This is a genomic window from Streptomyces sp. NPDC022910 (genome assembly GCF_055561075.1).
The window spans coordinates 1-21921 of sequence record NZ_JBVHHL010000025.1 but is presented as its reverse complement, the minus strand read 5'-3'; the positions used below and the strand labels follow the sequence as shown (position 1 = coordinate 21921).

Here is a 21921-nt window from a genome sequence, read left to right as displayed (position 1 = left end):
CTGACAGCCAGTCAACGCAGGAGTCCAGGATGTCGCCGCGCAGCGCCTCGGTCAATGAAGAATTGCGGCGGCGTTCCCGCGAACGGCTCCTGCAGGCCGCGGTCGAACTGGTCAGCGAGCGCGGCTACGCCGCCACGACGCTCGGCGACATCGCGGACCGCGCAGGCTCGGCGCGGGGCCTGGTGTCGTACTACTTCCCCGGCAAAAGACAACTCCTGCAGTCGGCCGTTCACCGGCTGATGCACCGCACCCTGGAGGAGGCCCTGGAGCGGGAGCCGCGCACCGAGGACGGCCGGGAGCGGATGGCGCGGGCCATCGACGCGATCCTGGGCCTCACCGTTCATCACACCGTACTCATGCGGCAGCACATGGCGGGGATCCTGCAGGCCGAGGGGTTCGTGCAGTGCCCCGAACAGCAGCGGCTGGCAGAGCTGTTGCGGGACACGGTGGCACGGCACGGGTCGACGGATGCGGACACCGACTACCCGATGCTGCGGGCCCTGTTGATGGGCGCGGTCTACGCCGCCCTGGTGCCGGGCGCTCCGATGCCGCTGCCCGTGTTGCGGGCCGAGTTGTTCGAGCGGTATGGCCTCGACCGGGAGATGGGCGCCCCACCGGACCCGGAGGCGACCGGCGAGGCGTACGACACGGATCTGTCGCGGTTCTTCGCGACGGAGAGCCGCCATCCGGAGACCAACGACCTGGCGAAGCAGCCCGGCCACGCCTGAACGTTCCTTCACAAGCACGCGCAAGGCGCCCGCTCAGCGCCGGGCGTGACGTGACGTGAGAAACCCGGTGTCGCGCGCCTCGGCGATCAGCTTCAACGCTCTGCGGCGGCTGCGCCCCGTAACGCGCATCACAGCGAACACCGGGTCCGCACCCTCGCCCAGGGCCGCGCGGTACTCCTCTGCCACGAGACGCCATCCCTCGGTACCACGCGGCCAGGAGGGCCGGTCCCGGGACCCCGGCGCTCCCGCGGGTTCGCACGAGCGGCCGGGCTCTGTGCCGTACGCCTCGAGCAGCGGTTCCTCGATCCAGTCGGCGAGCGCCACCAGGTCGTCGAACGACAGGGGCGGCTGGGCCCGCACCTCTTCGATCGCCACGCATCCGCCGGCCGCGACCGCGAGGACGTCGACCCGTCCCCCGTCGGGCAGGTCGAGCCGGACGGCGAACCATGTCGTGACGCTCCCGTGCTCCCGCACTTCCCACGCGGGCCACACGGACACCGCCCCGTCCGATCCGGTGTGATCGGAAAAATCCTGAAAGGACACTTCGAGCACGCACGCAACGTATGCGAGTGATCACATACCATGCGAATGCCACGCACGGCAGAAGCGCGCACCGCACCCCGTCGGCCCAGTGCCGCACCCGTTCGCCCCCTCCCTTCAAGCCGTGCGCGGTGCAATGCTGGAGCCACCAGCGATCTCCTCAACGAGGGAGTTCCGCCGTGCTGCATGTCGCCGTCGTCGGCTCCGGGCCGAGTGGGGTCTACACCGCCCAGAGCCTTGTCCAGCAGGATCCAGAGGTGCGCGTCGACGTCCTCGACCGGCTGCCGTGCCCGTACGGCCTGGTGCGGTACGGCGTGGCGCCCGACCACGAGAAGATCAAGTCGCTGCAGAACAACCTGCGCGCGGTCATGGAGCATGAGCGGATCCGGTTCCTGGGCGGCGTCCAGGTCGGCGCGGGCGGAGTGCCGCCGGCTCGGCTGCGCGAGCTGTACCACGCGGTCGTCTACTGCGTGGGTGCCGCGACCGACCGGCATCTCGGCATCCCGGGCGAGGAGCTGCCCGGCAGCTGGTCCGCGACCGAGTTCGTGTCCTGGTACAGCGCGCACCCGGACTGCCTCGCCGACGGTTTCGTGCTCGGTGCGCGCACCGCGGTGGTGATCGGCGTCGGGAACGTCGCCGTCGACGTAACCCGGATGCTGGCCCGCGGGGCGACGGAGCTGAGCCCCACGGACATGCCGCAGGCGGCGCTCACCGCGCTGGCCGACAGCAAGGTCACCGAGATCCACATGGTGGGGCGGCGCGGACCCTCGCAGGCCCGGTTCACCACGAAGGAACTGCGCGAGCTGGGCGGGTTGCCGGACACCGAGGTGGTCGTGGACGAGGCGGAGTTGGCGCTCGATCCGGCGTACGTCGATCCCTCAGGGCTCCCGGCCATCCAGCGCCGCAACGTCGAGGTGCTGCGCGGCTGGGCCGCCACACCGCCTCGGGGTGCCCCGCGCCGGATCCGGCTGCGCTTCTTCCTGCGCCCGGTCGAGCTCGTCGCCGAGGGAGGTCGCGTGGGCGCTGTGCGTTTCGAGCGGACGGCCCTCGACGGACATGGCGGGGTCAGGGGCAGCGGGCGGTTCGAGGACATCGAGGCACAACTGGTGCTGCGCTCCGTCGGCTATCGCGGAGTGCCTCTGGAGGGGCTGCCCTTCGACGCGGGGTCCGGCACCGTGCCGCATCTGGCGGGGCGGGTGCTGCGCGACGGCGCGGTCTCCCCGGGGGAGTACGTGGCCGGGTGGATCAAGCGGGGCCCGACGGGCGTCATCGGCACGAACCGGCCGTGCGCGAAGGAGACAGTGACCTCGCTGCTCGAGGACATGCCCGGGCTCGTACAGCGCGATGCTCCCCAGGACGCGCTCCCGGCGCTGCGAGCGGACGGGCTCACCCCTGTCGAGTGGGCGGGCTGGCTGGCGATCGAGCGTGCGGAAGCGGAACTCGGCGCGTCACTGGGGCGAGGGGTGGTCAAGCTCCCGGACTGGCAGTCACTGATGACCGCCGCGAAAGGCACCGCCCTCCAGGACACAGAGCAGCAACACCCACGAAATCAACAAACTGTTTAAGCGGCTTACGGTCTCCACATGACCACACCCGTTCATCCCGTGGACGAAGTCCCGCCCATACGCCAACTGGCCGCCTTCGGCCTCCAACACGTACTCGCGATGTACGCCGGCGCCGTGGCCGTTCCGCTGATCGTCGGCGGTGCCATGAAGCTGTCGGCCGCGGATCTGGCCTATCTGATCACGGCCGACCTACTGGTGTGCGGCGTGGCGACGCTCATCCAGTGCATCGGCTTCTGGCGCTTCGGCGTGCGGCTGCCGATCATGCAGGGCTGTACCTTCGCCGCCGTCACCCCGATGGTGCTGATCGGGACGACGGGCGGCGGACTGCCCGCGATCTACGGCTCGGTGATCGTGGGAGGACTCGCGATCATGCTGCTCGCCCCGGTCTTCGGCAGGCTGCTGCGCTTCTTCCCTCCGCTCGTGACCGGCACGGTGATCCTGATCATCGGTGTCTCGCTGCTGCCGGTGGCGGGCAACTGGGCCGCGGGCGGCCAGGGCTCGAAGGACTTCGGGGAGCCGAAGAACCTGGTGCTGGCGGCCTTCGTGCTCGCGGTGGTGCTCGGCGTGCAGCGGTTCGCGCCGGCGTTTCTGAGCCGGATCGCCGTGCTGATCGGCATCGCAGTGGGGCTCGCGGTCGCGGTGCCGTTCGGGTTCACCGACTTCGGTGGCGTCGGCGACGCCGGCTGGGTCGGGATCAGCACGCCCTTCCACTTCGGCACGCCGACCTTCCACACCTCCGCGGTGGTGTCGATGCTCGTGGTGGCGCTGGTGACGATGACCGAGACGACCGGCGACCTGATCGCGGTCGGCGAGATGACCGGGCGGAAGGCCGACCCGCGCTCGCTCGCGGACGGCCTGCGGGCCGACGGGCTCTCCACCGTCCTCGGCGGGGTCTTCAACACCTTCCCGTACACGGCGTACGCGCAGAACGTCGGCCTGGTCGGAATGACCCGGGTGCGCAGCCGCTGGGTCGTGGCGGCTTCCGGGGGCATGCTCGTGCTGCTGGGCCTGCTGCCGAAGCTGGGCGCGGTGGTCGCGGCCGTACCGGCACCGGTGCTGGGGGGCGCGGGCCTGGTGATGTTCGGGACGGTCGCCGCGAGCGGACTGCGCACTCTGGCGGAGGTGGACTTCAAGGGCAACCACAACCTGACGGTGGTGGCCGTCTCACTGGCGGTCGGCATCCTGCCGGTCGGCGTGCCGACGGTGTACGAGAAGTTCCCGGACTGGTTCCAGACGGTGATGAACAGCGGGATCAGCGCCGGCTGCCTCACGGCGATCGTCCTCAATCTGCTGTTCAACCACTATCCCTCGAAGGCCGGTTCAGCGGTCCCCCAGGGCGGGGTCGGTCTGGTGAACGGCGGCGGCTAGGAGGGTGGCTGGTGACGGGCAGGTCGAAGTGCGAACAGGAGAGCTCGTCGCCGTCGGCGGCAAGCTCTTGCACGATCCGCAGCCGCATGGGATCGGACAGCACGTGCAGCACGCTCTCCAGACGGATCTCCTCGCATGCCGGGTGCGGAAGGTCGCGGCTGCTCGTGGCGGCGGGGGTCACAACAGCCCCGGTCCCGGCCATCCTGGAATCGGCACCCGGTGGACTCGGAACGAGGGCCGTCATGGCGTACGACGAAGGGCTGGCGGAGCGGATCAGGGAGCGTCTCGGCTCGGATCCGGACGTCATGGAGAAGCGGATGTTCGGCGGGATCGCCTTTCTGTGCCGCGGCAACATGGCGGTGGGGGTGACGGGCGACGACCTCATGGTGCGGGTAGCGCCCGACGGCACGGACGCGGCACTGGCCCGACCGGGCGCGCGGCTGTTCGACATGACAGGCCGTCCGATGCGCGGCTGGGTCGTGGTCGCGGCGTCCGCGGTCGCCGAGGACGACGTGCTTGCGGAGTGGATCGACGAGGGCTGTGCCTTCGCGGCCGGGCTCCCGCCCAAGTGACGAACGGCCGGCGTCGACCGTAAGTGCCCCCACCGCCGGTGCGACCCGGTCCGCGTCGGTGTCCGCCCGTGCGGCGAGGCGCACGGGCGGACTCCGCGTCAGCGCTCGCGCAGAGGGGCGAGCGTGACGTCGAGACCGGCTCCGCGCGAACGGTTGTGCGGCAGCTTGCCCAGCACGTAGGCCATACCGCAGGTGTCGCTGACCGCCGAGTAGACCAGGCCGCCGGCGACCCCGGCCGACAACAGCCCGAACGCCGGGTGGACCAGCAGACCGAGCCCGAGGCCGAGCAGCACGAGTGAGCCGGCCGCGAACCGCACCTGTCGCTCCATCGCCCAGACCGTGCGCGCCGCCCCCTCGGGGCGGTGCAGTTCGTGACCGGCGGCGGCCCAGGCACTCGTACCGCCCACCAGCGTGGCGGCGGTGATCCCGTGCTCGGCGAGGATGCCGCACGCGTTCGCCGAACGGTTGCCGGAGGCGCACACCATGAGCAGGTCGGCGCGGGAAGCGGCCTGACGCAGGGCGGGCAGAGCGCGCCGCAGTTCGTCGAGGGGGATGTTGAGCGCGCCGGGGACGTGTCCTGAGACGTACTCCGCGGGTGTCCGTACGTCGATGACGGTCAGCTCGTCGAGCCGGGCACGGGTCCGGGCGACGTCGAGGGTGAGCGGGACGGACGGAGTGTCGATCAGCGGGTCGGACATGAGTGTCATCCTTGGTTGTCGTTGCTTCCCCGAAGCGGGGTAGATTACCCCTAGGGGTATTTTCGAGGAGTGGATCGTGGACCTGGATCTCGCGGGCGCCGAGCTACGAGCCGTGCTGAACCGACTGCGTCGAGCGCAGGGCCAGATCTCCGGCGTGATCCGGATGATCGAGGAGGGCCGCGACTGCGAGGACGTGGTCACCCAGCTCGCCGCCGCGTCCCGGGCCCTCGACCGGGCGGGCTTCGCGATCATCGCGACCGGTCTGCAGCAGTGCCTCACCGACGACGAGGGCGGCACGAAGACGCCCGAGGACCGCGAGGAGATGCGGGCGCGGCTGGAGAAGCTGTTCCTGTCGCTGGCGTAAGACGGCCGCGGGGTCCATGGCGGCGCGAAGCGCGGGCCGGCCGCGGTGCGCCGCCGTGTTCACGTCCGCGTTCATCCGACGGCCCCGATCAGCATGAACACGGCCACGGCCAGCAGCACGGCCGCGAAGGCCCGCTGCAGCAGGCCGCCGGACACCTGGGCGCCGAGCCGTCTGCCGTCCCACGCGCCGAGGATCGCCGCCCCGGCGAAGGGCGCGACGACGGACCAGTCCAGCCCGTCGGCCGTACCTGTGCGGGCCGCGAGTGCCGCCAGTGAGTTGACCGTGATGACCAGCAGGCTGGTGCCCACCGCAGGCCGCATCCGCAGCCCGAGGACGCTCACCAGCGCCGGTACGGCGAGGAAGCCGCCGCCCACCCCCGAGGAAGCCGGTGACCGCGCCCAGCCCCGCACCGGCCGCGGCGGCCGCGGCGGCCGGGACCGGCCGTACCTCCCGTGCGGTGTGGGCCACGGGCCGCGGCAGCAGCATGCGCAGCGCGGCCGCCAGCGCCACCAGGGCGAAGGCACCGGTCAGGACGGCATCCGGCAGCCGGGCCGCCAGCACCGCGGTGAGCATGGCGGGGACGATGCCCGCCGCGGCGAACAGGCTTCCGGTCAGCCAGCGGACGTTGCCCTCGCGGGCGTGCGCGACCAGGGCGGTCGCGGAGGTCGCGGTCACGATGAGCAGGCTCGCGGTGGTGGCGGCAACTGAGGTGAAGCCGAGCAGATGGATCAGGGCGGGGACGGCCAGAACACTTCCGCCGCCGCCCAGCGCTCCGAGCGCCAGTCCGATGACCGCACCGGAGGCCAGGGCGAGGATCAGGGTGCTCACGTGGCCGGGCCGCCGTCGCCGCCGCTCCCGCGCACTGTGAGCCCGGCCGCCACGGCCGCCTGGAATCCGTCGTCGACGGCGACGACGTCACGGCCCGCGGCATCGAGCAGGGACGCGGCGATCGCGGCGCGCGCGCCGCCCGCGCAGTGCACCCACACCTCACCCGGTGGGACCTCGTCGAGGCGCCGGTACAGGGTGTGGACGGGGATGTGCACGGACCCCTCGACGTGCCCGCGGGCGCGTTCGGAGTCGCGGCGGACGTCCAGGACGACGACGTCGCCGCCCGCGCGCCGGTCCGCGATGCCGACGAGATCGGCGAAGGAGGCACGCCGGAAGGAGGCCGGCGTCTCGTCGTCCCGTATCCAGGATGCGGGTCCGCCGACCGCCCCGGCAGCCGGGCGGTCGATTCCGACACGGGTCAGCTCGCGCTGCGCCGCGGCCAGTTGCTCGGGCGACTCGGCGAGCAGGGTGACGGGCCTGCCCCACGGGATCAGCCAGGCCAGATAGGTGGCGAGCTGTCCGCCGGCCTCGAAGTTGAACGAGCCCGCCACATGCCCCTGCGCGAAGGCGACACGGCTGCGCAGGTCCACCGCCCACTCCCCCGCGGCGAGGCGTGCGGCGATGTCCTCCGCGTCGGCGACGGCGGGCGGGGTGAGGTCGACCGGTGCGGGACCTACCGCGTTGGCGGGACCCATGTGTGCGTAGTACGCGGGTATGTCCTCGAGGCCTGCCAGCAGGTCCGCGACAAAGGTGTCGACGTCCCGCACGAGGGCCTCGTTGACCTGCTTCTCCTTGCCGATGGTGGTGGCGGCCACGCCGGTGGCCTGCGCGGAGGAACAGAAGCTGCCGAAGCCATGGGTGGGCAGGACGGGCGTCTCGTCGGCGAGTTCGGCCGCCAGCCGGTGCACGGAGGCGTGCTGGGCGCGGGCGAGGGGCTCGGTCAGCCGCGGTTCGACCAGATCGGGGCGCCCGACGGTGCCGATGAGCAGTGAGCCGCCGGTGAACACCGCCACGGTCGCATCCGATTCCTCCAGGACGTACGAGGTGTGGTGCGGCGTGTGTCCGGGGGTCGCCACGGCGCGCAGCGTCAGGCCGGTGTCGATCTCCACCGTGTCGCCGTCGTGCACGGCGGTCCGCTCGTAGGAGACGTGTGCGGCGGCCGGGACCAGGTAGGCGGCACCGCAGACGCGGGCCAGCTCCAGCCCGCCGGAGACGTAGTCGTTGTGCAGGTGGGTCTCCACGACGTGGGAGATGCGCACACCGCGCCGCGCAGCCGCGGCGATGACCTGGTCGATGTCCCTGGGCGGATCGACGGCCACGACCGTGTGCGCACCGCCCACGAGATAGCTGCGGTTGCCGAGCCCCGACAGCTCGATGGTTTCGACGAAGAACATCGGTCGCTCCTTCCCTGCGAATTTACCCCCCGGGGTATACGTTGGGAGGCTAGCAGATTACCCCCGGGGGTATCCGGCGAGAGTCCCTGGAGGGAGGTGGCAGGGGACGCCTCCTCAGGGGGTGACCGACGATCGACCAGGTCGACTGGGCCTCGATGGAGCAGAGCGCTCGACGGCATGTACGGCGCCGTCCACCACCAGAGCGATGTACACGACTCGAGGCGCCCTGTCGGCAGCGGTTGAATTTGGAGCCAGTTCGAACGGTTCAATCGTGAGCCACCTGCGGCTCGGCGGTTCGTGTCAGTTGTTGTCGGTGGCCGTGGGGACGCGGCCGAGTTCCCGGCCTCGCATGCGGTAGGACTCGCCCTTGAGGGAGTAGACCTCGGCGTGGTGGACGAGGCGGTCGATCATCGCGGCGGCCACGGTTTCGTCGCCGAAGACCTCTCCCCAGCGTCCGAAGGGTTTGTTCGAGGTGACGATCAGGCTGGCCCTCTCGTATCTGTTCGAGACGAGCTGGAAGAACAGGTTCGCGGCCTCGGCCTCGAAGGGGATATACCCCACTTCGTCGATCACGATCAGTGGGTAGCGGCCCAGCTTGACCAGCTCGTCCTGGAGCCGGTCGTTCTGGTGGGCGGCGGCCAGGCGGTCGACCCACTGGGCGGCGGTGGCGAACGCGACCCGGTGGCCTGCCTGGCAGGCCCGGACGGCGAGTCCGGTCGCGACGTGTGTCTTGCCGGTGCCCGGGGGACCGAGGAAAACGGCGTTCTCCTTGGCCGCTATGAAGTCCAGTGTTCTCAGGTGTGCGAGTTGTTGGCGTGTCAGTCCGCGCAGGTGGGTCAGGTCGAGTTCCTCGAGGGTCTTGATGGCGGGGAAGCGGGCGGCGCGGATGCGTCCCTCGCCGCCGTGGGCCTCGCGGGCGGCGACCTCGCGCTGGAGGCAGGCGACGAGGTATTCGAGGTGGGTCCAGGACTCGGTGTGGGCGCGTTCGGCCAGGCGCTCGGCGGCGTCCAGCAGGGCAGGGGCCTTCATGGCACGGGCGAGGAATGCCAGGTCGGCGGCGGTCTGCTGGCCGGTGCGGGCGGCCTGGCCGTCCATCGTCCGACCCGCAGTGGGGGTTTTCTGGCCGGCCAGGGCGCCGGTGGTGCGGGACATCAGGTTTCCTCCTTTCCGCCTCCGCCCTCGATGAGGGTGAACATGCGGTCGTAGGTGCCCAGCTCGCGCTGTTCGACCTCGATGCCGAGGCTGTCCGCGGCGAGGAGTGCGGCTCGGGCGGCGTGCGTGCGAGCGGCCTGCTGCTGCCAGACCTGCTCGCGCAGGTGCCGGGCCGCGGCTGCGTGCTCGGGGTCGGTGATCGACTGGTGTCTGGCCCAGCAGCGGGCATGGCGGGCCACCAAGTCCTCGCCGCAGGTCACGGTGATCTCTTCGGTGTCGCTGCGGACCGTGATCACGTGGCCGATCGCGCGGGGGTGGACGGAGTAGTCGTTGGTGGCGAGGCGGATGTAGTGGTCGCGGCCCAGACGCGTGCGAAGCGGCCACCAGTTCGGCGGATCGACCGGTGGGATGGTGAGCATCGCCGCGCGGTCCGCTTCCAGCGATCTGCCGGCCGGGCGTCAATGACACGGTGATGGCGCCGGTTGGCGACCTGCAGCCAGGCGGTCAGCTGGGCGTTGAAGTCGTTGGGGCCGGTGAAGACCCGGCCGGGCAGGAAACTGCTCTCCAGATAGCCGTTGGCGCGCTCGACCAGGCCCTTCGCCTCCGGATCCCGGAGCCGGCAGAGGTGGACCCGGATGGCGAGCAGGCCCGCAAACGCAGCGAACTCGCTGGTCAAGCGCCCTTTGCCGATGCCGGGCTCGTTGTCCCAGACCAGCGTCTTGGGCACGGCCTGCCAGCCGGTCAGCAGGCGCCAGTGCCCGTCGATCAGAACCGGCCGCCGCCCGCAACACGGTGTTCCTGGAGATCCCCAGCTGTCGGGCCACCGCCCGTGCCGACAAGCCCTCCATCCGGTGCTCCGGCGAATCTCAGCCCAGTCCCCCACGTGGATCACCCTCGCTTCCTCCTGACTCCAGACCAGTGAAGTCAGGATGATCAAGAGATCGCGGAGTGGCTCACTTTTCATCCGCCGTACGTGGCCCTCGTTTCACCCGTTGCCGAGACGCCCGCTTCATTCCCTTCCTGCTCGACCTGACCGCGAGCGCAGGGCGTCGTACTGCCCCTGCTGCAAAGGGAGTTGCGAGCCGATCAGGGGCAGAACACGGACGCGCGCGGCAGCTTCGCGCATGCCCCGCGGAGATGGGGCCGGCCGCCGCCCCGGCCCACGATCTGCTGCGGGCGGGACTGGCCACACCGCGTCGGCGCCGGGCACGGTCCGGTGGATAGGGAATCGATGACGTCCTGGAGGATGAACGGCTCCCAGGCAGGCCGCAGGCCGCAGGCCGCAGGCCGGCTGATCACCAGGAATCGTGCCCGGCGAGGCGACTCTCACCGCTCGATCGCGCCATGGCCCGGACAGCGTCCTTTGCGGCAGCTCTCCCGGTCGGCGACCGGGCGAGGCGCGACCGCCACAGAAGACCCTTTCATCGGTGTCGAGCCTGCGGGGCCCGCCGTACGGGGGCCGACCGGCCTCCGGGTCAGCCCGTCTTCCGCCCCCACATCGGCCCGAACCGCGCCCAGGCCTCGTCCCACTGCGCCAGGCGCCGCCGTTCCAGACGTTCGCGTGCGATGCGACCGCCCAAGAACGGCACCGCTGCCGCACCCATCCCCACCAGTACGCCGACCATGGCAGCGCGCACCTGTGCCTGGGACGCGGAGGCCGGCTGCGTCACCAGAAGGCCGTCACGGTCCGTCCACACGGTGACGGCGCTGCCCGTCGGACTGCCGGCGGCCACCCGGGCCTGTCCGGTGTGGGACGAACCGTCCGTCCCGGTCCGGCGCACCTTTGCCCACACCCCTTCCGAGCCTGACGCGGTCGCGGCGGTCGCCTTCGGCGCGTCCTGGGTGAGCAGGGCCACGACCGGGCGCCACTCGGCACGCTCCCGGGCCAGACCCCGCTCCACCGAGTGCGTCGCCGCCAGTCCCGTCAGCACTCCCCCGACCACGGTCACAGCCCAGACCGTCAGCACGATCCAGGCCTCCAGAGCATCACTGCGGCGCCGCAGCGGATTGCGCCGCCACCGCCACAGCCACACCCTGGGACCGCGGAACGCCGTCATCGATGGCAGCCACCTCATCGATGGCATCCTCCTCACGCACGCACGGACACCCCCCGACCTCACTCCCATACGGGTGCCGGGGCCGCGGTGCTCAGGTGACGTCCGTCGGTCGGTTCTCCGGCGCGCGCTAACCCCGATGCCGTGAGCGCCGACGCACGGTCCCGCATCCGTCGGACATCCCTCTGCCTCTCCGCAACGCGGCCGCTGACCTGCGTGGACGAGATGTCCGTGGGTGACTGTCAGTGGCGGGGTGCAGACTGGCCCGTGTCTGGAACACCGGCGTTTCGGAGGTGGTCGGCATGGCCGACGTATTGCTCACCGTGGGCACACGCAAGGGACTCTTCATCGGGCGGCGACGGGGCGGCGCCTGGGAGTTCGACGAGAGTCCGTACTTCAACGCACAGGCCGTCTACTCGGTCGCCATCGACACCCGGGGCGCCACCCCGCGCCTGCTGGCCGGAGGGGACAGCTCGCACTGGGGACCGTCCGTCTTCCACTCGGACGATCTGGGCCGCACCTGGACCGAACCGAAGCAACCCGCCGTCAAGTTCCCGAAGGACACGGGCGCTTCGCTGGAGCGCGTATGGCAGCTGCACCCGGCGGCCGCCGAACCCGACGTGGTGTACGCGGGCACGGAACCGGCCGCGCTGTACCGGTCCGAGGACCGGGGCGAGAGCTTCGACCTCGTGCGGCCGCTGTGGGAGCACCCCACGCGCGACAAGTGGGTGCCGGGCGGCGGTGGCGAGGGCCTGCACACCGTGCTCACCGACAGGCGGGACCCGAAGGCCGTGACGGTGGCCGTGTCGACGGCAGGGGTGTTCCGGACTCGGGACGGCGGCGCGAGCTGGGAGCCGTCCAACTCCGGTGTCTCCGCCGTGTTCCTGCCCGAGCCCAACCCGGAGTTCGGTCAGTGCGTGCACAAGATTGCACAGGACGCGGCGACCCCGGACCGGCTGTATCTGCAGAACCACTGGGGGGTGTACAGAAGCGACGACGCGGGCGGCCACTGGACGGACATCGGTGCGGGACTGCCGTCGACGTTCGGGTTCGCCGCGGCCGCCCATCCGCACCGCGGGGACACTGCGTACGTCTTCCCGATCAACGCGGACGCGGACCGCGTCCCGGCCGACCACCGCTGTCGGGTCTTCCGCACAGCGGACGCGGGCAAGAGTTGGGAACCGCTCATGGCGGGGCTGCCGGGCGAGAACCACTACGGCACGGTGCTGCGCGACGCCCTGTGCACGGACGACGCGGACCCCGCGGGTGTCTACTTCGGCAATCGCAACGGCGAGTTGTACGCCTCGTCGGACGACGGCGACAGCTGGCAGCAGCTGGCGTCGCATCTGCCGGACGTGCTGTGCGTACGGGCGGCGGTGATCGTCTGATCCGACGTCCGCCCCGCGCACCTTCCGTACGAGGGACACGACCTTCTCGGGATCAAAGGCACAGCGGTCATGACCGCCCCCGCCGAGCCCTGTTCGTCCACCACGCGATCATTCCCGGTCGTCCTTGGGCCACTGGTTGATCGTCGGCGTGTGCGCAGCAGTAGGTGACGCCCGGGGCACCACGACCGTTGCATGAGATCGTCGAACCCGGCTGGGCGAATGCCCTCGAACCCGTGGCCGGACGGATCGCCGAGATGGGGGACTTCCTTCGCGCGGAGATCGCCGCGGGGCGCACCTACCTCCCGGCGGGCCCGAATGTCCAGCGGGCCTTTCAGCAACCCTTCGACGAGGTCCGCGTCCTGATCGTCGGACAGGATCCGTATCCCACACCGGGGCGCCGGCGAGCTCCCCGTTTTTGAAGGCACGTTGATCCGCCTGGAGGTCGACCGCCTGCCCGGCGGCCAGGATCCACTTCCCGTCAAGCTGTGTATGTCGGCCACCGGCCTGTCGGCCGAAGACGTCGACCTGCGCTGGCAGGCGTTCCTGCGCAGGTTCGACCTGGAGCACACGTTCCGGATGATCAAGCAGACGCTGGGCTGGACCAGACCGAAGCTCCGCACGCCCGAGGCGGCGGACCGGTGGACCTGGCTGGTCGTCGCGGCCCACACCCAGCTCCACCTCGCCCGGCCGCAGGCCGCGGACCTTCGCCGCCCCTGGGAAATACCGGCCGCGCCCGGGCGGCTCACCCCCGCCCGGGTTCGCTGGGGGTTCGGGAACCTCCGCCGGAACTTGCCCTGTCCGGCCCGTGCGCCGAAAGCCAACAGGCCCGGCCCCGGACGGCCTCTCGGCTCGAAGAACCGGCACCCCGCCACTCGCTACGACGTGGGCAAAACCGCCAGGCGGCCCGAGACCAACGCCGAACGTGACCAGGTCAGACCATTGTCGATCCGGATCCTCCACGGCCCGGTGCCGGCGGTGCAGGGCCGTGACTCTGGCTCTACCTGGTCGCCGTGTCCCTGTCGGGAGCCGGCTCCGGGCTGCTGTTCAAGGGAGGCGTCGAACGTGCCGGTTCAGTGGCCGAGCCCGCCTCACGCGCGGGGGTCCTCGCCGTGTTCTTCGTCGTCGCCTACCTCGGAATGGGCCTGCCCTCCGTCCTGTTCAGCATCGCCCTGCGGCACTTCGCTGTGCAGACCGCGATGATCGGCTTCGCGGCGGTCCTCTCCTGCGGGGCCGTTATGTCGGTCGCCGTCGCGTTGCGCGACCGCGCACCCGGTCCCGGCGCGCTCTCGGCGCAGTCCGCTCGCCCCTCCTGACCTCCCTGCGGCGCATGCGACACCGGTTGACTGGGAGGCTCGGACCTGGGCACTCGGTGCGGGTGCGCGTGACACGGATCCGCGGCAGACGGGAGGCACGAGATGTCTGCGGAATCGGCCAGAACGATCGCACTCCCCTCCGGTGAGCAGATCGCGGCGCTCGGGCAGGGCACCTGGTACCTGGGCGAGGACCCGGCCTGGCGTGAACAGGAGATCGCCGCGCTGCGGCTGGGCGTGGACTTGGGCATGACCATCGTCGACACGGCGGAGATGTACGGCGACGGCGCAGCCGAGGAACTCGTAGGGGAGGCCCTCCGGGGACGCCGGGAGGAGGTCTTCCTCGTCAGCAAGGTGCTGCCCGGCCACGCCGACCGGAAAGGCACCGTCGCCGCCTGCGAGGGCAGCCTGCGGCGGCTCCGTGCGGAACGGCTGGACCTCTACCTGCTTCACTGGCGGGGACGGTGGCCACTCGAGGAGACCCTTGCGGGATTCACCGACCTGATGGAGGCGGAGAAGATCCGTTACTGGGGCGTGAGCAATCTGGACGTCCCCGACATGGTCGAGCTGACCACCCTCCCCGGCGGCGACGTCGTGGCCGTCGACCAGGTGCTGTACAACCTCTCCCGGCGCGGCATCGAGTGGGATCTGCTCCCCTGGTGCCGCGAGGCCGGGGTGACGGTCATGGCCTACTCCCCGATCGAGCAGGGGCGGCTGCTGAAGGTCGAGGCTCTGGGTGCCGTGGCCCGGGCCCTCGGAGCCACGCCGGCCCAGGTGGCACTCGCCTGGGTGCTGGAACAGGGGGTGGCCGCGATCCCGCGTTCCGGATCAGCCGACCACGTTCGGGAGAACCGCGGCGCGGCGGACCTCCACCTTCCTACCGAGGCGCTCGACGCCCTCGACGAGGCGTTCCCGCCGCCCAGCGGGCCCACGCCCCTGGAGATGCTCTGAAGGAGTTGACAGGATGGCGCGCCCCCGCTCGTCGTCGGAATGCGGGGGTTCGCCGCGCACCCCGTCGACCAGCCTCACCGCACTGTGTGTGGCGGCCGAGGCGGGCGCCGACACCCAGGTGATCGACCTCAAGCGGCTGGTCTTCCGTTCTACACGTCCGAGCACGGGATCCCTCCGTCCGCCCGTCGGCTTGCGGACACCGTTCAGGCCGCCGACGCACGCGGTCGGGGACGCCTGCACCGCAGCGCGGACACGTATGGAACTCGAAGTCGTTCAGAGCGGTTGGCCACCGCCTGCGGCCACGGCCGGCGGATTGTCGTCCTGCGGTAGCAGCGTGCGGGATTCAGCGTGCAGGGCGGTGTTGGCCGGTGCCAGTCTGGCCAGAGTGCGAGCTGTTGCCACAGGGCCCGATCGCTGTCTGCGCCGGGCGGCCCCGGGCAAAAGTAGCTCCGGACCGCTCCCGGGCCAACGACTCCGACGAGCTGTCCATGGCCACTGTGCCCGCAGGTCGAGGATACGCTGCCGCTGTACCACCTGCAGACGAAGAAGCTGCTGGCACTTCGGCAAGAGACTCGGCCGCTGCGACGGCCATGCCCTACGGTAGGCGCCAGTCCACCGGCTGGGCACCCTGCTCGACGAGCAGGTCGTTGGCCCGGCTGAACGGACGGGAGCCGAAGAAGCCCCGGTCCGCCGACATCGGGGACGGGTGTGCGGACTCGATCGCCGGCAGATCCCCGAGCAACGGCCTCAGATTACGCGCGTCACGCCCCCACAGAATGGACACCAGCGGCTTACCACGCGCCGCCAGCGCTCGGATCGCCTGCTCGGTGACCTCCTCCCAGCCTTTGCCACGGTGGGCGCCGGGGCTGCGCGGGGCCGTGGTCAGCGCCCTGTTGAGCAGCAGCACACCCTGCTGGGTCCACGGCGTCAGATCACCGTTCGACGGCCTAGCCAGCCCCAAATCCGCATGCATCTCCCGGAAAATGTTCTCCAGACTGCCTGGCAGCGAACGCACCTCGGGCGCCACCGCGAAACTCAACCCGATCGCCATCCCCGGCGTGGGGTAAGGATCCTGGCCGACGATCAGGACGCGGACGTCGTCGAAAGGCTGCTGGAAGGCCCGCAGGACATTCGCCCCAGCCGGAAGGTAGGTCCGGCCGGCCGCTATCTCGGCCCGGAGGAAGTCCCCCATCGCAGCGATACGTTCGGCCGCAGGTTCCAGAGCCTTCGCCCAGCCTGCTTCAACAAGTTCATACAAGGGTCGTGGTGCCACAGCGCGTCACCCTACTGGCACACAACCGGTCCCCGCACAAACACAGAAGTCCCCCACACACGGACGCCGCCCACAGCGCTACTCTTCCTCCTCATCGAGGTCATCGAGCTGGTCCAGCAGATCGCCCAGTCGGTCACCGGGAAGGAGGGGAGCCTGTTGCATCCAGTGATCAAGCCGCTCCGCCATGGTCATCACGCCTTGCCAGCCTCTCGTCGCCGACACCCAGATCCCGGAACTCCCGCACACGCGGTGGGGTTGTCGTTCTCCGTCGCTCCGGAGGTACGGCCGCTCCCGGGCAGCCTGATCAACATCTTCCAGGAGCTGAACACCGACCTGGGTCTGCCCCACCCCTCCAGCGGCGATCTCACACCGTGGACCCAGCAGGGCGTGCTGTTGCTCAACAGGGCGCTCACCACGGCCCCGCGCCGTCCCGCGGCGCCCCGGGGCAAGGGCTGGGAGGAGGTCACCGAGCAGGCGATACGGGCACTGGCCGCGCGCGGAAAGCCACTGGTGTCCATCCTGTGGGGGCGTGACGCCCGCAATCTGCGGCCGCTGTTGGACGATCTGCCGTCGGTCGAGTCGGCGCACCCGTCGCCGATGTCGGCGGACCGCGGCTTCTTCGGCTCGCGCCCGTCCAGCCGGGCCAACGACCTGCTGGTCAGGCAGGGCGGGCAGCCGGTGGACTGGCGTCTGCCGTGACACCGTCCGGTGCCGTGGACGACTCGGCGGCGGGCGCACACGGCCCGGTGCCGGAGGCCGTCCTCGCCGTGGACTCCGGAGGGTCCGGCCTGCGGGTCGCCCTCGTCCCGCGCGGTGGACCGGCTTCGGCCGCGCCGGCCCCGCTCACCTCGCGGGAGCCGGTCCGTACCGGTCCGCGCGGGATCGATGCCGGGCATCTGCTGGAACAACTCCTGCCTATGGCACGCCAGTTGCAGACCGCTGTCGGCGGTGCCGAGATACGGACCGCCGCGATCGGGGCTGCCGGTCTGGCCACCCTGGGCGACGATCTGCGCGCCGCGCTCTTCCCGGCGCTGGCCCGTGAGCTCGACGTGCGCAGGGTCGCGCTGGCCGCGGACGCCGTCGCCGCTTATGCGGGCGCGCTCGGCGCCCACCCGGGAGCGGTGGTCGCGGCCGGCACCGGTGTGATCGCGCTGGGCACAGATCTCAAGAGCTGGCGCCGGGCGGACGGTTGGGGGCATCTGCTGGGCGACTGTGGCAGCGGCGCATGGATCGGCCGGGCCGGGCTGGAGGCGGCGCTGCGCGCCCACGACGGGCGGCCCGGCGGCTCGGTCCGCCTGCTGGCGCAGGCGGAGACGGTGTTCGGCCCGGTGACCGGGCTGCCCGGCAAGTTGTACCCGCGTACCGACCGGCCCGCGGTGCTGGCCTCGTTCGCGCCCGAAGTCGCCGGCTGCGCCGCCGTCGATCCGGTCGCCGCCGGCATCCTGCGTGCCGCGGCCCGGCACATGGCCGAGTCGGCGGCCGCCGTGTGTCCCGCCTCGGGCGAGCCCCGAGCCGCCCTGACCGGCGGCCTCTTCCAGCTGGGCGAGCCCCTTCTCGTACCACTGCGGGAGGAGTTGGCGCGGCAGCTGCCGCAGGCGCGCCTGGTCCCGGCGGAGGGCGACCCGCTGGACGGTGCCGTACGCATCGCGCTCGCGCTCGCGGGCGACGAGCTCAAACTGCCGTACGACGAACGGCTGCTGTATGTCGCGACCGAAAAGGGTGACTGATTCCCCTTGTCAGGAGAGGGAAGTTGATCCTGGTATGTGATGGAAAAGTCAGACGGTATCGACCACTTCTCATCCGTACGTAACTCATCAGACAAAACCGGACGGAAACCGTTCACCTGCACCCTCCCCGAACAGGGGAGCCCACAAAGTGAGTAGCATGCGCGCCATGAGCTCCCCCACTGGGCCCGCGTCCGGCCTGCCTGTACGAATGCCGCGACCCCGCCAGCCCGGGCGGCACCGCCGTCCGGAACCCCTGGCGGCTCCCGAAGGCGCGCCCGCGCTCGTCCTCGCAGTGCCCGGCGCGCCCAGCGCCGCCACGCGCAGCCTCGCTGAGGAGGTCGTGAGCATCGCACGTTCGGAGCTGCCCGGCCTCGACGCCCGGATCGGCTACCTGGACGGGGACGACTCCGAGTTCCCCACACTGCAGTCCGTGCTCACGCACACCGCCGAAAAGCGCACCGCGCGCTACGAGCAGGCCGTCGCCGCCGGCGTGGAGGCCAAGCAGCCGGACGGCCCCGTGGCCGTGGTGGTCCCGCTGCTGGCCGGTCCGGACAGCGCGCTGCTGCGCCGGGTCCGCCAGGCCGTCATGGACAGCCGGATCGCCGCTGATCTGACCGACGTCCTCGGCCCGCACCCGCTGCTCGCCGAGGCGCTGCACGTACGGCTGTCCGAGGCCGGTCTGGCACGCGCCGACCGCGCCCGGCTGTTCACCGTGGCGACCGCCGCGGACGGCATCATCCTCGCGTCCGTGGGCGGTGACGAGGCCGTGCAGGCGGCCGGAATCACGGGCATGCTGCTGGCCGCGCGGCTCGCAGTGCCGGTGATGGCGGCGGCGCTGGACCAGGAGGGCTCGATCGCGGCCGTCGCCGAGCAGCTGCGTTCCTCGGGCTCGCAGCAGTTGGCGCTGGCCCCGTACCTGATCGGCCCGGAGCTCGAGGCCGGGCTGCTGGAGGCGGCCGCCACGGAGGCGGACTGCGCCGCCGCCGAGGCGCTCGGCCCGTACCCGGCGATCGGCAAGCTGGCGCTCGCCAAGTACACGACAGCGCTGGGCATCGCCCCGCAGCAAGCGCAGGGCACGCCGGTGCGCTGACTTCCGCCGGACCACATTCGTACGGCCAAGGGCCCGCCCCTCTCATGGAGCGGGCCCTTCGCTCTGCCGGGGCCGGGCGGGCCGAAGACTCCTGCGCGTGGTCAGGCCGGGCCGCTCCCGGCGTCCGGACCAGCCCTGGCACGGCCCGGCCGCCCCTCAGCCGAAAACCACGCAGGAGGCCGCGGGTGCGTCCACCGAGCCGCCCCGCTGGGGGACCCCCGTCTCGGGATCCAGGGCGAACCAGGTCACGTCCCCGGACCGTTCGTTGGCGACGTACAGGAACCCCTCCGCCAGGGCGAGCGCGCGCGGCCAGACACCCCCGCACGGCAGCGTGGTCACCCGCGCGAGTCCATGGTCCTCGACGGCGAGCACGGACAGCACGTCCTGCCCCCGTGTCGCGGTCCACACGAAGCGTCCGTCGGGCGAGGCGACGATCCCCGACGGGTAGGCGTCGCCGACGGAAGTGTCCGGCAGCACCTGCGTCTCGGAGACCGGCTCGAGCACGCCGGCTTCGGAGTCCCAGCGGCAGACGGTGACGGTCGGCGTCAGCTCGTTGAGGACGTACGCGCTCTTCCCACCCGGGTGGAAGGCCAGGTGACGCGGTCCGGAGCCGGGAGGCAGCGCGGTCTCGCGATGCAGCGAGAGTGTGCCGTCCTCCAGCGCGCACACGCGGACGGAGTCCGTGCCGAGGTCGACACTGACGACCCACCGGCCGCTCGGGTCGGGCTGCACCTGATGGGCGTGCGGAGACCGCTGCCGGTGCGGAACCGGCCCGGAACCCTGGTGCCGGAGCACGGCGGACGCGCCGTCGGCGAGGGTGCCGTCGGCGCGCAGCGGGACGGCGGTGACGCTGCCGGAACCGTAGTTGGCGGTGAGGACGTGACCGGCGTGCAGACTCAGATGGGTGGGCCCGCTGCCGCCGACGGGGACCGGCGGACCCGTGAGTTCCGGCCTGTCGCCGTCCAGACGGTACGCGGCGACCGCGCCGTCTGCCGTCTCGCTGACCGCGTACAGCATGGTGCCGGACAGCGCCAGGTACGACGGGTCCGGCACTGCGTCAACGGCGCTCAGGACGCTCAGCGCGCCACTGTCCGGATCGACGGCGGCCACGAGGACACCTCGCCCTCCCGCCGCCGTGAACGAGCCAATGTACGCCCGTCGTCGCCCGCCGCCGTCCGCCACTGCCGATCCCCTCTCGCCGACACTCTGCGGGGAGCACGGTAGCAGCAGGTCTAGACCAGCAAGCGGCAGAGGCGCCTGCCGACAACTGATGTCAGGCCCGGGCCGGCGACGAGCCGCGCAGCGGTGCCGCCATCGCCACGAGGGCGCGTTCCAGGGCGTGGAGGTGGCTCAGCGCTTCTTCGGCGCCGGGGTGGTGGCCGGGAACACCCCGATGGGCTGCGACAGCGCGTTCGGGGACCGCGCCGAGCAGTGCCTCCACGGCGGTCTCGACACGTCAGCACGCGGCCGTGAGGCGGACGTCGTGCGAGGCGTCCGGATCGGCCGCGACGGCGACGAGGCCGCGCGTCTGCCAGGCGCACTCGTCCAGCAGGGCGAGCACCTGACGGGCCCGTTCCTTGCGCGCCCGCAGCGGGTTCAGCGGGTGCACCAACGGCGCGAGCGCCAGGCGTACGCGCCCCAGAAGCGCTTCGAGCTCCGCAGCACGGGACGCGGGGTCCGCCTCTGCGTCACCCGCGAGCCGCCGGGCCGCCGCCGCGGTGCAGCCGTGCACGGCGTGCAGGGCGCGGCGGACCCACTGGTCGGTGACCGTGTGCGTGGTGATCGGCAGGACGAGAGCTACGGCGAGCGCCGCGCTCAGTGCCCCGACGCCCGTCTCCGCCAGTCGCAGGGCAAGCAGCCCGGGATGCAGGACGCCCAGGAGCCCGTACAGCAGGCCCGCCATGACTGTGACGAAGAACATCATCCAGCTGTACGACGGCGCCGCCGTGTAGAAGACCCCGAACACACAGACGGCGATGAGCGCGGCCGTGGGCGCGGGAGCGCCGTGCAACGGCACGGCGGTCAGCAGTCCCGCGACGATACCGGTCACGGTGCCGACCACGCGCCGGAAGCCGCGCACGAGCGTCTCGCCGCGCGAGGCTGTGTTCACGAAGATCCACCAGGAGGTGGCGACCGCCCAGTACCAGCGCTCGTGCGACACCATCTGTCCCGCGGCGATCGCGAAGGCGCAGGCAGCCGTCGCCTGGAAGGCCTGGCGGGTGGCGGGCCGACCCAGGCCCCGTCCGTCGAGGGGGATGGGCGCGGCGGGCAGTGCCGTACGACGCTCGACGCACCAGGCGCCGAACCGCACCGCCGACGCGACGGCGAGCGACAGCGCCACGGCCGCGTACAACTCCGGGATCCGGGCCGGTACGGCATGCAGGAACTGGGCGACGAAGAACGTCATGAACGCGAAGATGCCCAGCGCATGGCCCCTCGGGCCGCAGCGGCGGGCGTACACGCCGGCGAAGACCACCCCGAGCCAGACCGCGTCCCGCACCGGCGGCACCCCGTGCAGGGCGGTCGCGAGCGCGAGGACGGGCAGGCCGACGGCGGGCAGCAGCGCGGTGGTGACCGCCTGGCCCCGCACCGTCGGATCGGCAACGGTGAACAGTGCGAGAAGCGCGGCGAGGCCGCCGGTGATCGAGGCGGGCAAGGACAGCCCGGCCGCCTCGCACACGGTCACGGCGAGGCCGATACCGAGCACCGCGCGCAGCGAGATCCGCAGCCGGAACAGCCCCGGGTCAGGAGCCGTGAACATCTTCTTCACCGTCGGAAATCCACCCTCATCACATGCCGACCCACCGACCGTCGGGACATGGGAGTGACTCCACCCGCGCGTAAACGCGCGGGCTTCCTGTGTCGGTGGCTAGGCCACGTCGCAGAGGGCCAGCCCGGCCCTGTTGAGGACGTTCGTCG

Annotated in this window: 19 protein-coding genes and 6 pseudogenes; 13 read left to right on the top strand and 12 right to left on the bottom strand. The window is 71.5% G+C overall.

The window, feature by feature from the left end; genetic code table 11:
- Window positions 1-29 precede the first annotated feature (29 nt).
- Window positions 30-728 (top strand): TetR/AcrR family transcriptional regulator, encoded by a 699-nt coding sequence (locus ACZ3TS_RS23225; RefSeq protein WP_467620873.1) that lies wholly within the window; start codon window positions 30-32, stop codon window positions 726-728.
- Window positions 729-761: 33 nt separating this feature from the next.
- Here the strand turns inward: ACZ3TS_RS23225 and ACZ3TS_RS23220 are convergent, their stop codons facing one another.
- Window positions 762-1226, bottom strand: a complete 465-nt coding sequence (locus ACZ3TS_RS23220) for a DUF6214 family protein (protein ID WP_467621097.1) — start codon at window positions 1224-1226, stop codon at window positions 762-764.
- 221 nt (window positions 1227-1447) lie between these two features.
- Between ACZ3TS_RS23220 and ACZ3TS_RS23215 the strand changes: the two genes are divergently transcribed.
- The gene (locus ACZ3TS_RS23215; protein WP_467620870.1) at window positions 1448-2833 is read left to right on the top strand and encodes an FAD-dependent oxidoreductase; all 1386 of its coding nucleotides are present in this window, start codon (window positions 1448-1450) and stop codon (window positions 2831-2833) included.
- A gap of 18 nt (window positions 2834-2851) precedes the next feature.
- Complete coding sequence (locus tag ACZ3TS_RS23210; protein ID WP_467620867.1) at window positions 2852-4201, top strand: nucleobase:cation symporter-2 family protein; 1350 nt, start codon at window positions 2852-2854, stop codon at window positions 4199-4201.
- A gap of 10 nt (window positions 4202-4211) precedes the next feature.
- On the opposite strand, the pseudogene ACZ3TS_RS23205 reads toward ACZ3TS_RS23210, so the two are convergent.
- A pseudogene (locus ACZ3TS_RS23205) lies at window positions 4212-4382 on the bottom strand (transcriptional regulator); the annotation flags it as partial.
- 61 nt (window positions 4383-4443) lie between these two features.
- On the opposite strand from ACZ3TS_RS23205, the gene ACZ3TS_RS23200 reads away from it, so the two are divergent.
- Window positions 4444-4773, top strand: a complete 330-nt coding sequence (locus tag ACZ3TS_RS23200) for a TfoX/Sxy family protein (protein WP_467620864.1) — start codon at window positions 4444-4446, stop codon at window positions 4771-4773.
- Between the two features lie 98 nt (window positions 4774-4871).
- Here ACZ3TS_RS23200 and ACZ3TS_RS23195 read toward each other — a convergent pair whose 3' ends face one another.
- Window positions 4872-5471: a rhodanese-like domain-containing protein gene (locus ACZ3TS_RS23195; protein WP_467620861.1), complete on the bottom strand. Its 600-nt coding sequence runs from the start codon at window positions 5469-5471 to the stop codon at window positions 4872-4874.
- Window positions 5472-5547: 76 nt separating this feature from the next.
- Here ACZ3TS_RS23195 and ACZ3TS_RS23190 point away from each other — a divergent pair, with 76 nt between their 5' ends.
- Window positions 5548-5835: a metal-sensitive transcriptional regulator gene (locus tag ACZ3TS_RS23190; protein ID WP_467620858.1), complete on the top strand. Its 288-nt coding sequence runs from the start codon at window positions 5548-5550 to the stop codon at window positions 5833-5835.
- A gap of 71 nt (window positions 5836-5906) precedes the next feature.
- On the opposite strand, the pseudogene ACZ3TS_RS23185 reads toward ACZ3TS_RS23190, so the two are convergent.
- The 5 genes and pseudogenes from ACZ3TS_RS23185 to ACZ3TS_RS23165 all read right to left on the bottom strand — a co-directional run bounded on the left by ACZ3TS_RS23185 (window position 5907) and on the right by ACZ3TS_RS23165 (window position 11266).
- Window positions 5907-6663: pseudogene (locus tag ACZ3TS_RS23185) on the bottom strand (sulfite exporter TauE/SafE family protein).
- Window positions 6660-8057: a rhodanese-like domain-containing protein gene (locus ACZ3TS_RS23180; RefSeq protein ID WP_467620855.1), complete on the bottom strand. Its 1398-nt coding sequence runs from the start codon at window positions 8055-8057 to the stop codon at window positions 6660-6662. The pseudogene ACZ3TS_RS23185 and the gene ACZ3TS_RS23180 overlap by 4 nt, the downstream one beginning before the upstream one ends.
- A gap of 300 nt (window positions 8058-8357) precedes the next feature.
- On the bottom strand, window positions 8358-9209 hold the full coding sequence (gene istB, locus ACZ3TS_RS23175; protein WP_467620854.1) for an IS21-like element helper ATPase IstB: 852 nt from the start codon (window positions 9207-9209) through the stop codon (window positions 8358-8360).
- Window positions 9209-9628, bottom strand: a complete 420-nt coding sequence (locus ACZ3TS_RS23170; RefSeq protein WP_467620853.1) for a Mu transposase domain-containing protein — start codon at window positions 9626-9628, stop codon at window positions 9209-9211. The genes istB and ACZ3TS_RS23170 overlap by 1 nt, the downstream gene beginning before the upstream one ends.
- Before the next feature lie 1056 nt (window positions 9629-10684).
- The gene (locus ACZ3TS_RS23165) at window positions 10685-11266 is read right to left on the bottom strand and encodes an Rv1733c family protein (protein WP_467621094.1); all 582 of its coding nucleotides are present in this window, start codon (window positions 11264-11266) and stop codon (window positions 10685-10687) included.
- A gap of 299 nt (window positions 11267-11565) precedes the next feature.
- On the opposite strand from ACZ3TS_RS23165, the gene ACZ3TS_RS23160 reads away from it, so the two are divergent.
- From ACZ3TS_RS23160 to ACZ3TS_RS23140, 5 genes and pseudogenes are all read left to right on the top strand, one after another.
- Window positions 11566-12651, top strand: coding sequence for a WD40/YVTN/BNR-like repeat-containing protein (locus tag ACZ3TS_RS23160; RefSeq protein WP_467620851.1), 1086 nt, complete (start codon window positions 11566-11568; stop codon window positions 12649-12651).
- Between the two features lie 188 nt (window positions 12652-12839).
- Window positions 12840-13046 (top strand): annotated as a pseudogene (locus ACZ3TS_RS23155) (uracil-DNA glycosylase); the annotation flags it as partial.
- 4 nt (window positions 13047-13050) lie between these two features.
- A pseudogene (locus tag ACZ3TS_RS23150) lies at window positions 13051-13587 on the top strand (NF041680 family putative transposase); the annotation flags it as partial.
- Between the two features lie 74 nt (window positions 13588-13661).
- Window positions 13662-13964, top strand: coding sequence for a hypothetical protein (locus ACZ3TS_RS23145; protein ID WP_467620849.1), 303 nt, complete (start codon window positions 13662-13664; stop codon window positions 13962-13964).
- 102 nt (window positions 13965-14066) lie between these two features.
- Window positions 14067-14912 (top strand): aldo/keto reductase, encoded by an 846-nt coding sequence (locus tag ACZ3TS_RS23140; RefSeq protein WP_467620846.1) that lies wholly within the window; start codon window positions 14067-14069, stop codon window positions 14910-14912.
- 595 nt (window positions 14913-15507) lie between these two features.
- On the opposite strand, the gene ACZ3TS_RS23135 is transcribed toward ACZ3TS_RS23140, so the two are convergent.
- A complete protein-coding gene (locus ACZ3TS_RS23135) occupies window positions 15508-16185 on the bottom strand; it encodes a uracil-DNA glycosylase (RefSeq protein WP_467620843.1) in 678 nt (225 codons plus the stop codon).
- 78 nt (window positions 16186-16263) lie between these two features.
- Window positions 16264-16407, bottom strand: coding sequence for a hypothetical protein (locus ACZ3TS_RS23130; RefSeq protein WP_467621112.1), 144 nt, complete (start codon window positions 16405-16407; stop codon window positions 16264-16266).
- Between the two features lie 12 nt (window positions 16408-16419).
- Between ACZ3TS_RS23130 and ACZ3TS_RS23125 the strand changes: the two are divergent.
- From ACZ3TS_RS23125 to ACZ3TS_RS23115, 3 genes and pseudogenes are all read left to right on the top strand, one after another.
- Window positions 16420-16884 (top strand): annotated as a pseudogene (locus ACZ3TS_RS23125) (uracil-DNA glycosylase); the annotation flags it as partial.
- 14 nt (window positions 16885-16898) lie between these two features.
- Complete coding sequence (locus tag ACZ3TS_RS23120; protein WP_467620840.1) at window positions 16899-17912, top strand: N-acetylglucosamine kinase; 1014 nt, start codon at window positions 16899-16901, stop codon at window positions 17910-17912.
- A 166-nt stretch (window positions 17913-18078) separates the two neighbouring features.
- Window positions 18079-19002, top strand: a complete 924-nt coding sequence (locus ACZ3TS_RS23115; protein ID WP_467620837.1) for a sirohydrochlorin chelatase — start codon at window positions 18079-18081, stop codon at window positions 19000-19002.
- Between the two features lie 156 nt (window positions 19003-19158).
- Here the strand turns inward: ACZ3TS_RS23115 and ACZ3TS_RS23110 are convergent, their stop codons facing one another.
- Together ACZ3TS_RS23110 and ACZ3TS_RS23105 are read right to left on the bottom strand one after the other, a co-directional pair.
- Window positions 19159-20184 carry a lactonase family protein gene (locus ACZ3TS_RS23110; RefSeq protein ID WP_467620835.1) on the bottom strand — a complete coding sequence of 342 codons (1026 nt, stop codon included), beginning with the start codon at window positions 20182-20184 and terminating at the stop codon, window positions 19159-19161.
- A gap of 91 nt (window positions 20185-20275) precedes the next feature.
- Window positions 20276-21763: pseudogene (locus ACZ3TS_RS23105) on the bottom strand (FUSC family protein).
- Window positions 21764-21921 lie beyond the last annotated feature (158 nt).

Excerpts from the sequence above, each read along its gene's own strand:
- ACZ3TS_RS23225 (WP_467620873.1), top strand. The coding sequence starts at position 30 with ATGTCGCCGCGCAGCGCCTCGGTCAATGAAGAATTGCGGCGGCGTTCC.
- ACZ3TS_RS23210 (WP_467620867.1), top strand. The coding sequence starts at position 2,852 with ATGACCACACCCGTTCATCCCGTGGACGAAGTCCCGCCCATACGCCAA.
- ACZ3TS_RS23200 (WP_467620864.1), top strand. The coding sequence starts at position 4,444 with ATGGCGTACGACGAAGGGCTGGCGGAGCGGATCAGGGAGCGTCTCGGC.
- ACZ3TS_RS23195 (WP_467620861.1), bottom strand. The coding sequence starts at position 5,471 with ATGTCCGACCCGCTGATCGACACTCCGTCCGTCCCGCTCACCCTCGAC.
- ACZ3TS_RS23180 (WP_467620855.1), bottom strand. The coding sequence starts at position 8,057 with ATGTTCTTCGTCGAAACCATCGAGCTGTCGGGGCTCGGCAACCGCAGC.
- istB (WP_467620854.1), bottom strand. The coding sequence starts at position 9,209 with ATGTCCCGCACCACCGGCGCCCTGGCCGGCCAGAAAACCCCCACTGCG.
- ACZ3TS_RS23170 (WP_467620853.1), bottom strand. The coding sequence starts at position 9,628 with ATGCTCACCATCCCACCGGTCGATCCGCCGAACTGGTGGCCGCTTCGC.
- ACZ3TS_RS23165 (WP_467621094.1), bottom strand. The coding sequence starts at position 11,266 with ATGACGGCGTTCCGCGGTCCCAGGGTGTGGCTGTGGCGGTGGCGGCGC.
- ACZ3TS_RS23160 (WP_467620851.1), top strand. The coding sequence starts at position 11,566 with ATGGCCGACGTATTGCTCACCGTGGGCACACGCAAGGGACTCTTCATC.
- ACZ3TS_RS23140 (WP_467620846.1), top strand. The coding sequence starts at position 14,067 with ATGTCTGCGGAATCGGCCAGAACGATCGCACTCCCCTCCGGTGAGCAG.
- ACZ3TS_RS23115 (WP_467620837.1), top strand. The coding sequence starts at position 18,079 with ATGAGCTCCCCCACTGGGCCCGCGTCCGGCCTGCCTGTACGAATGCCG.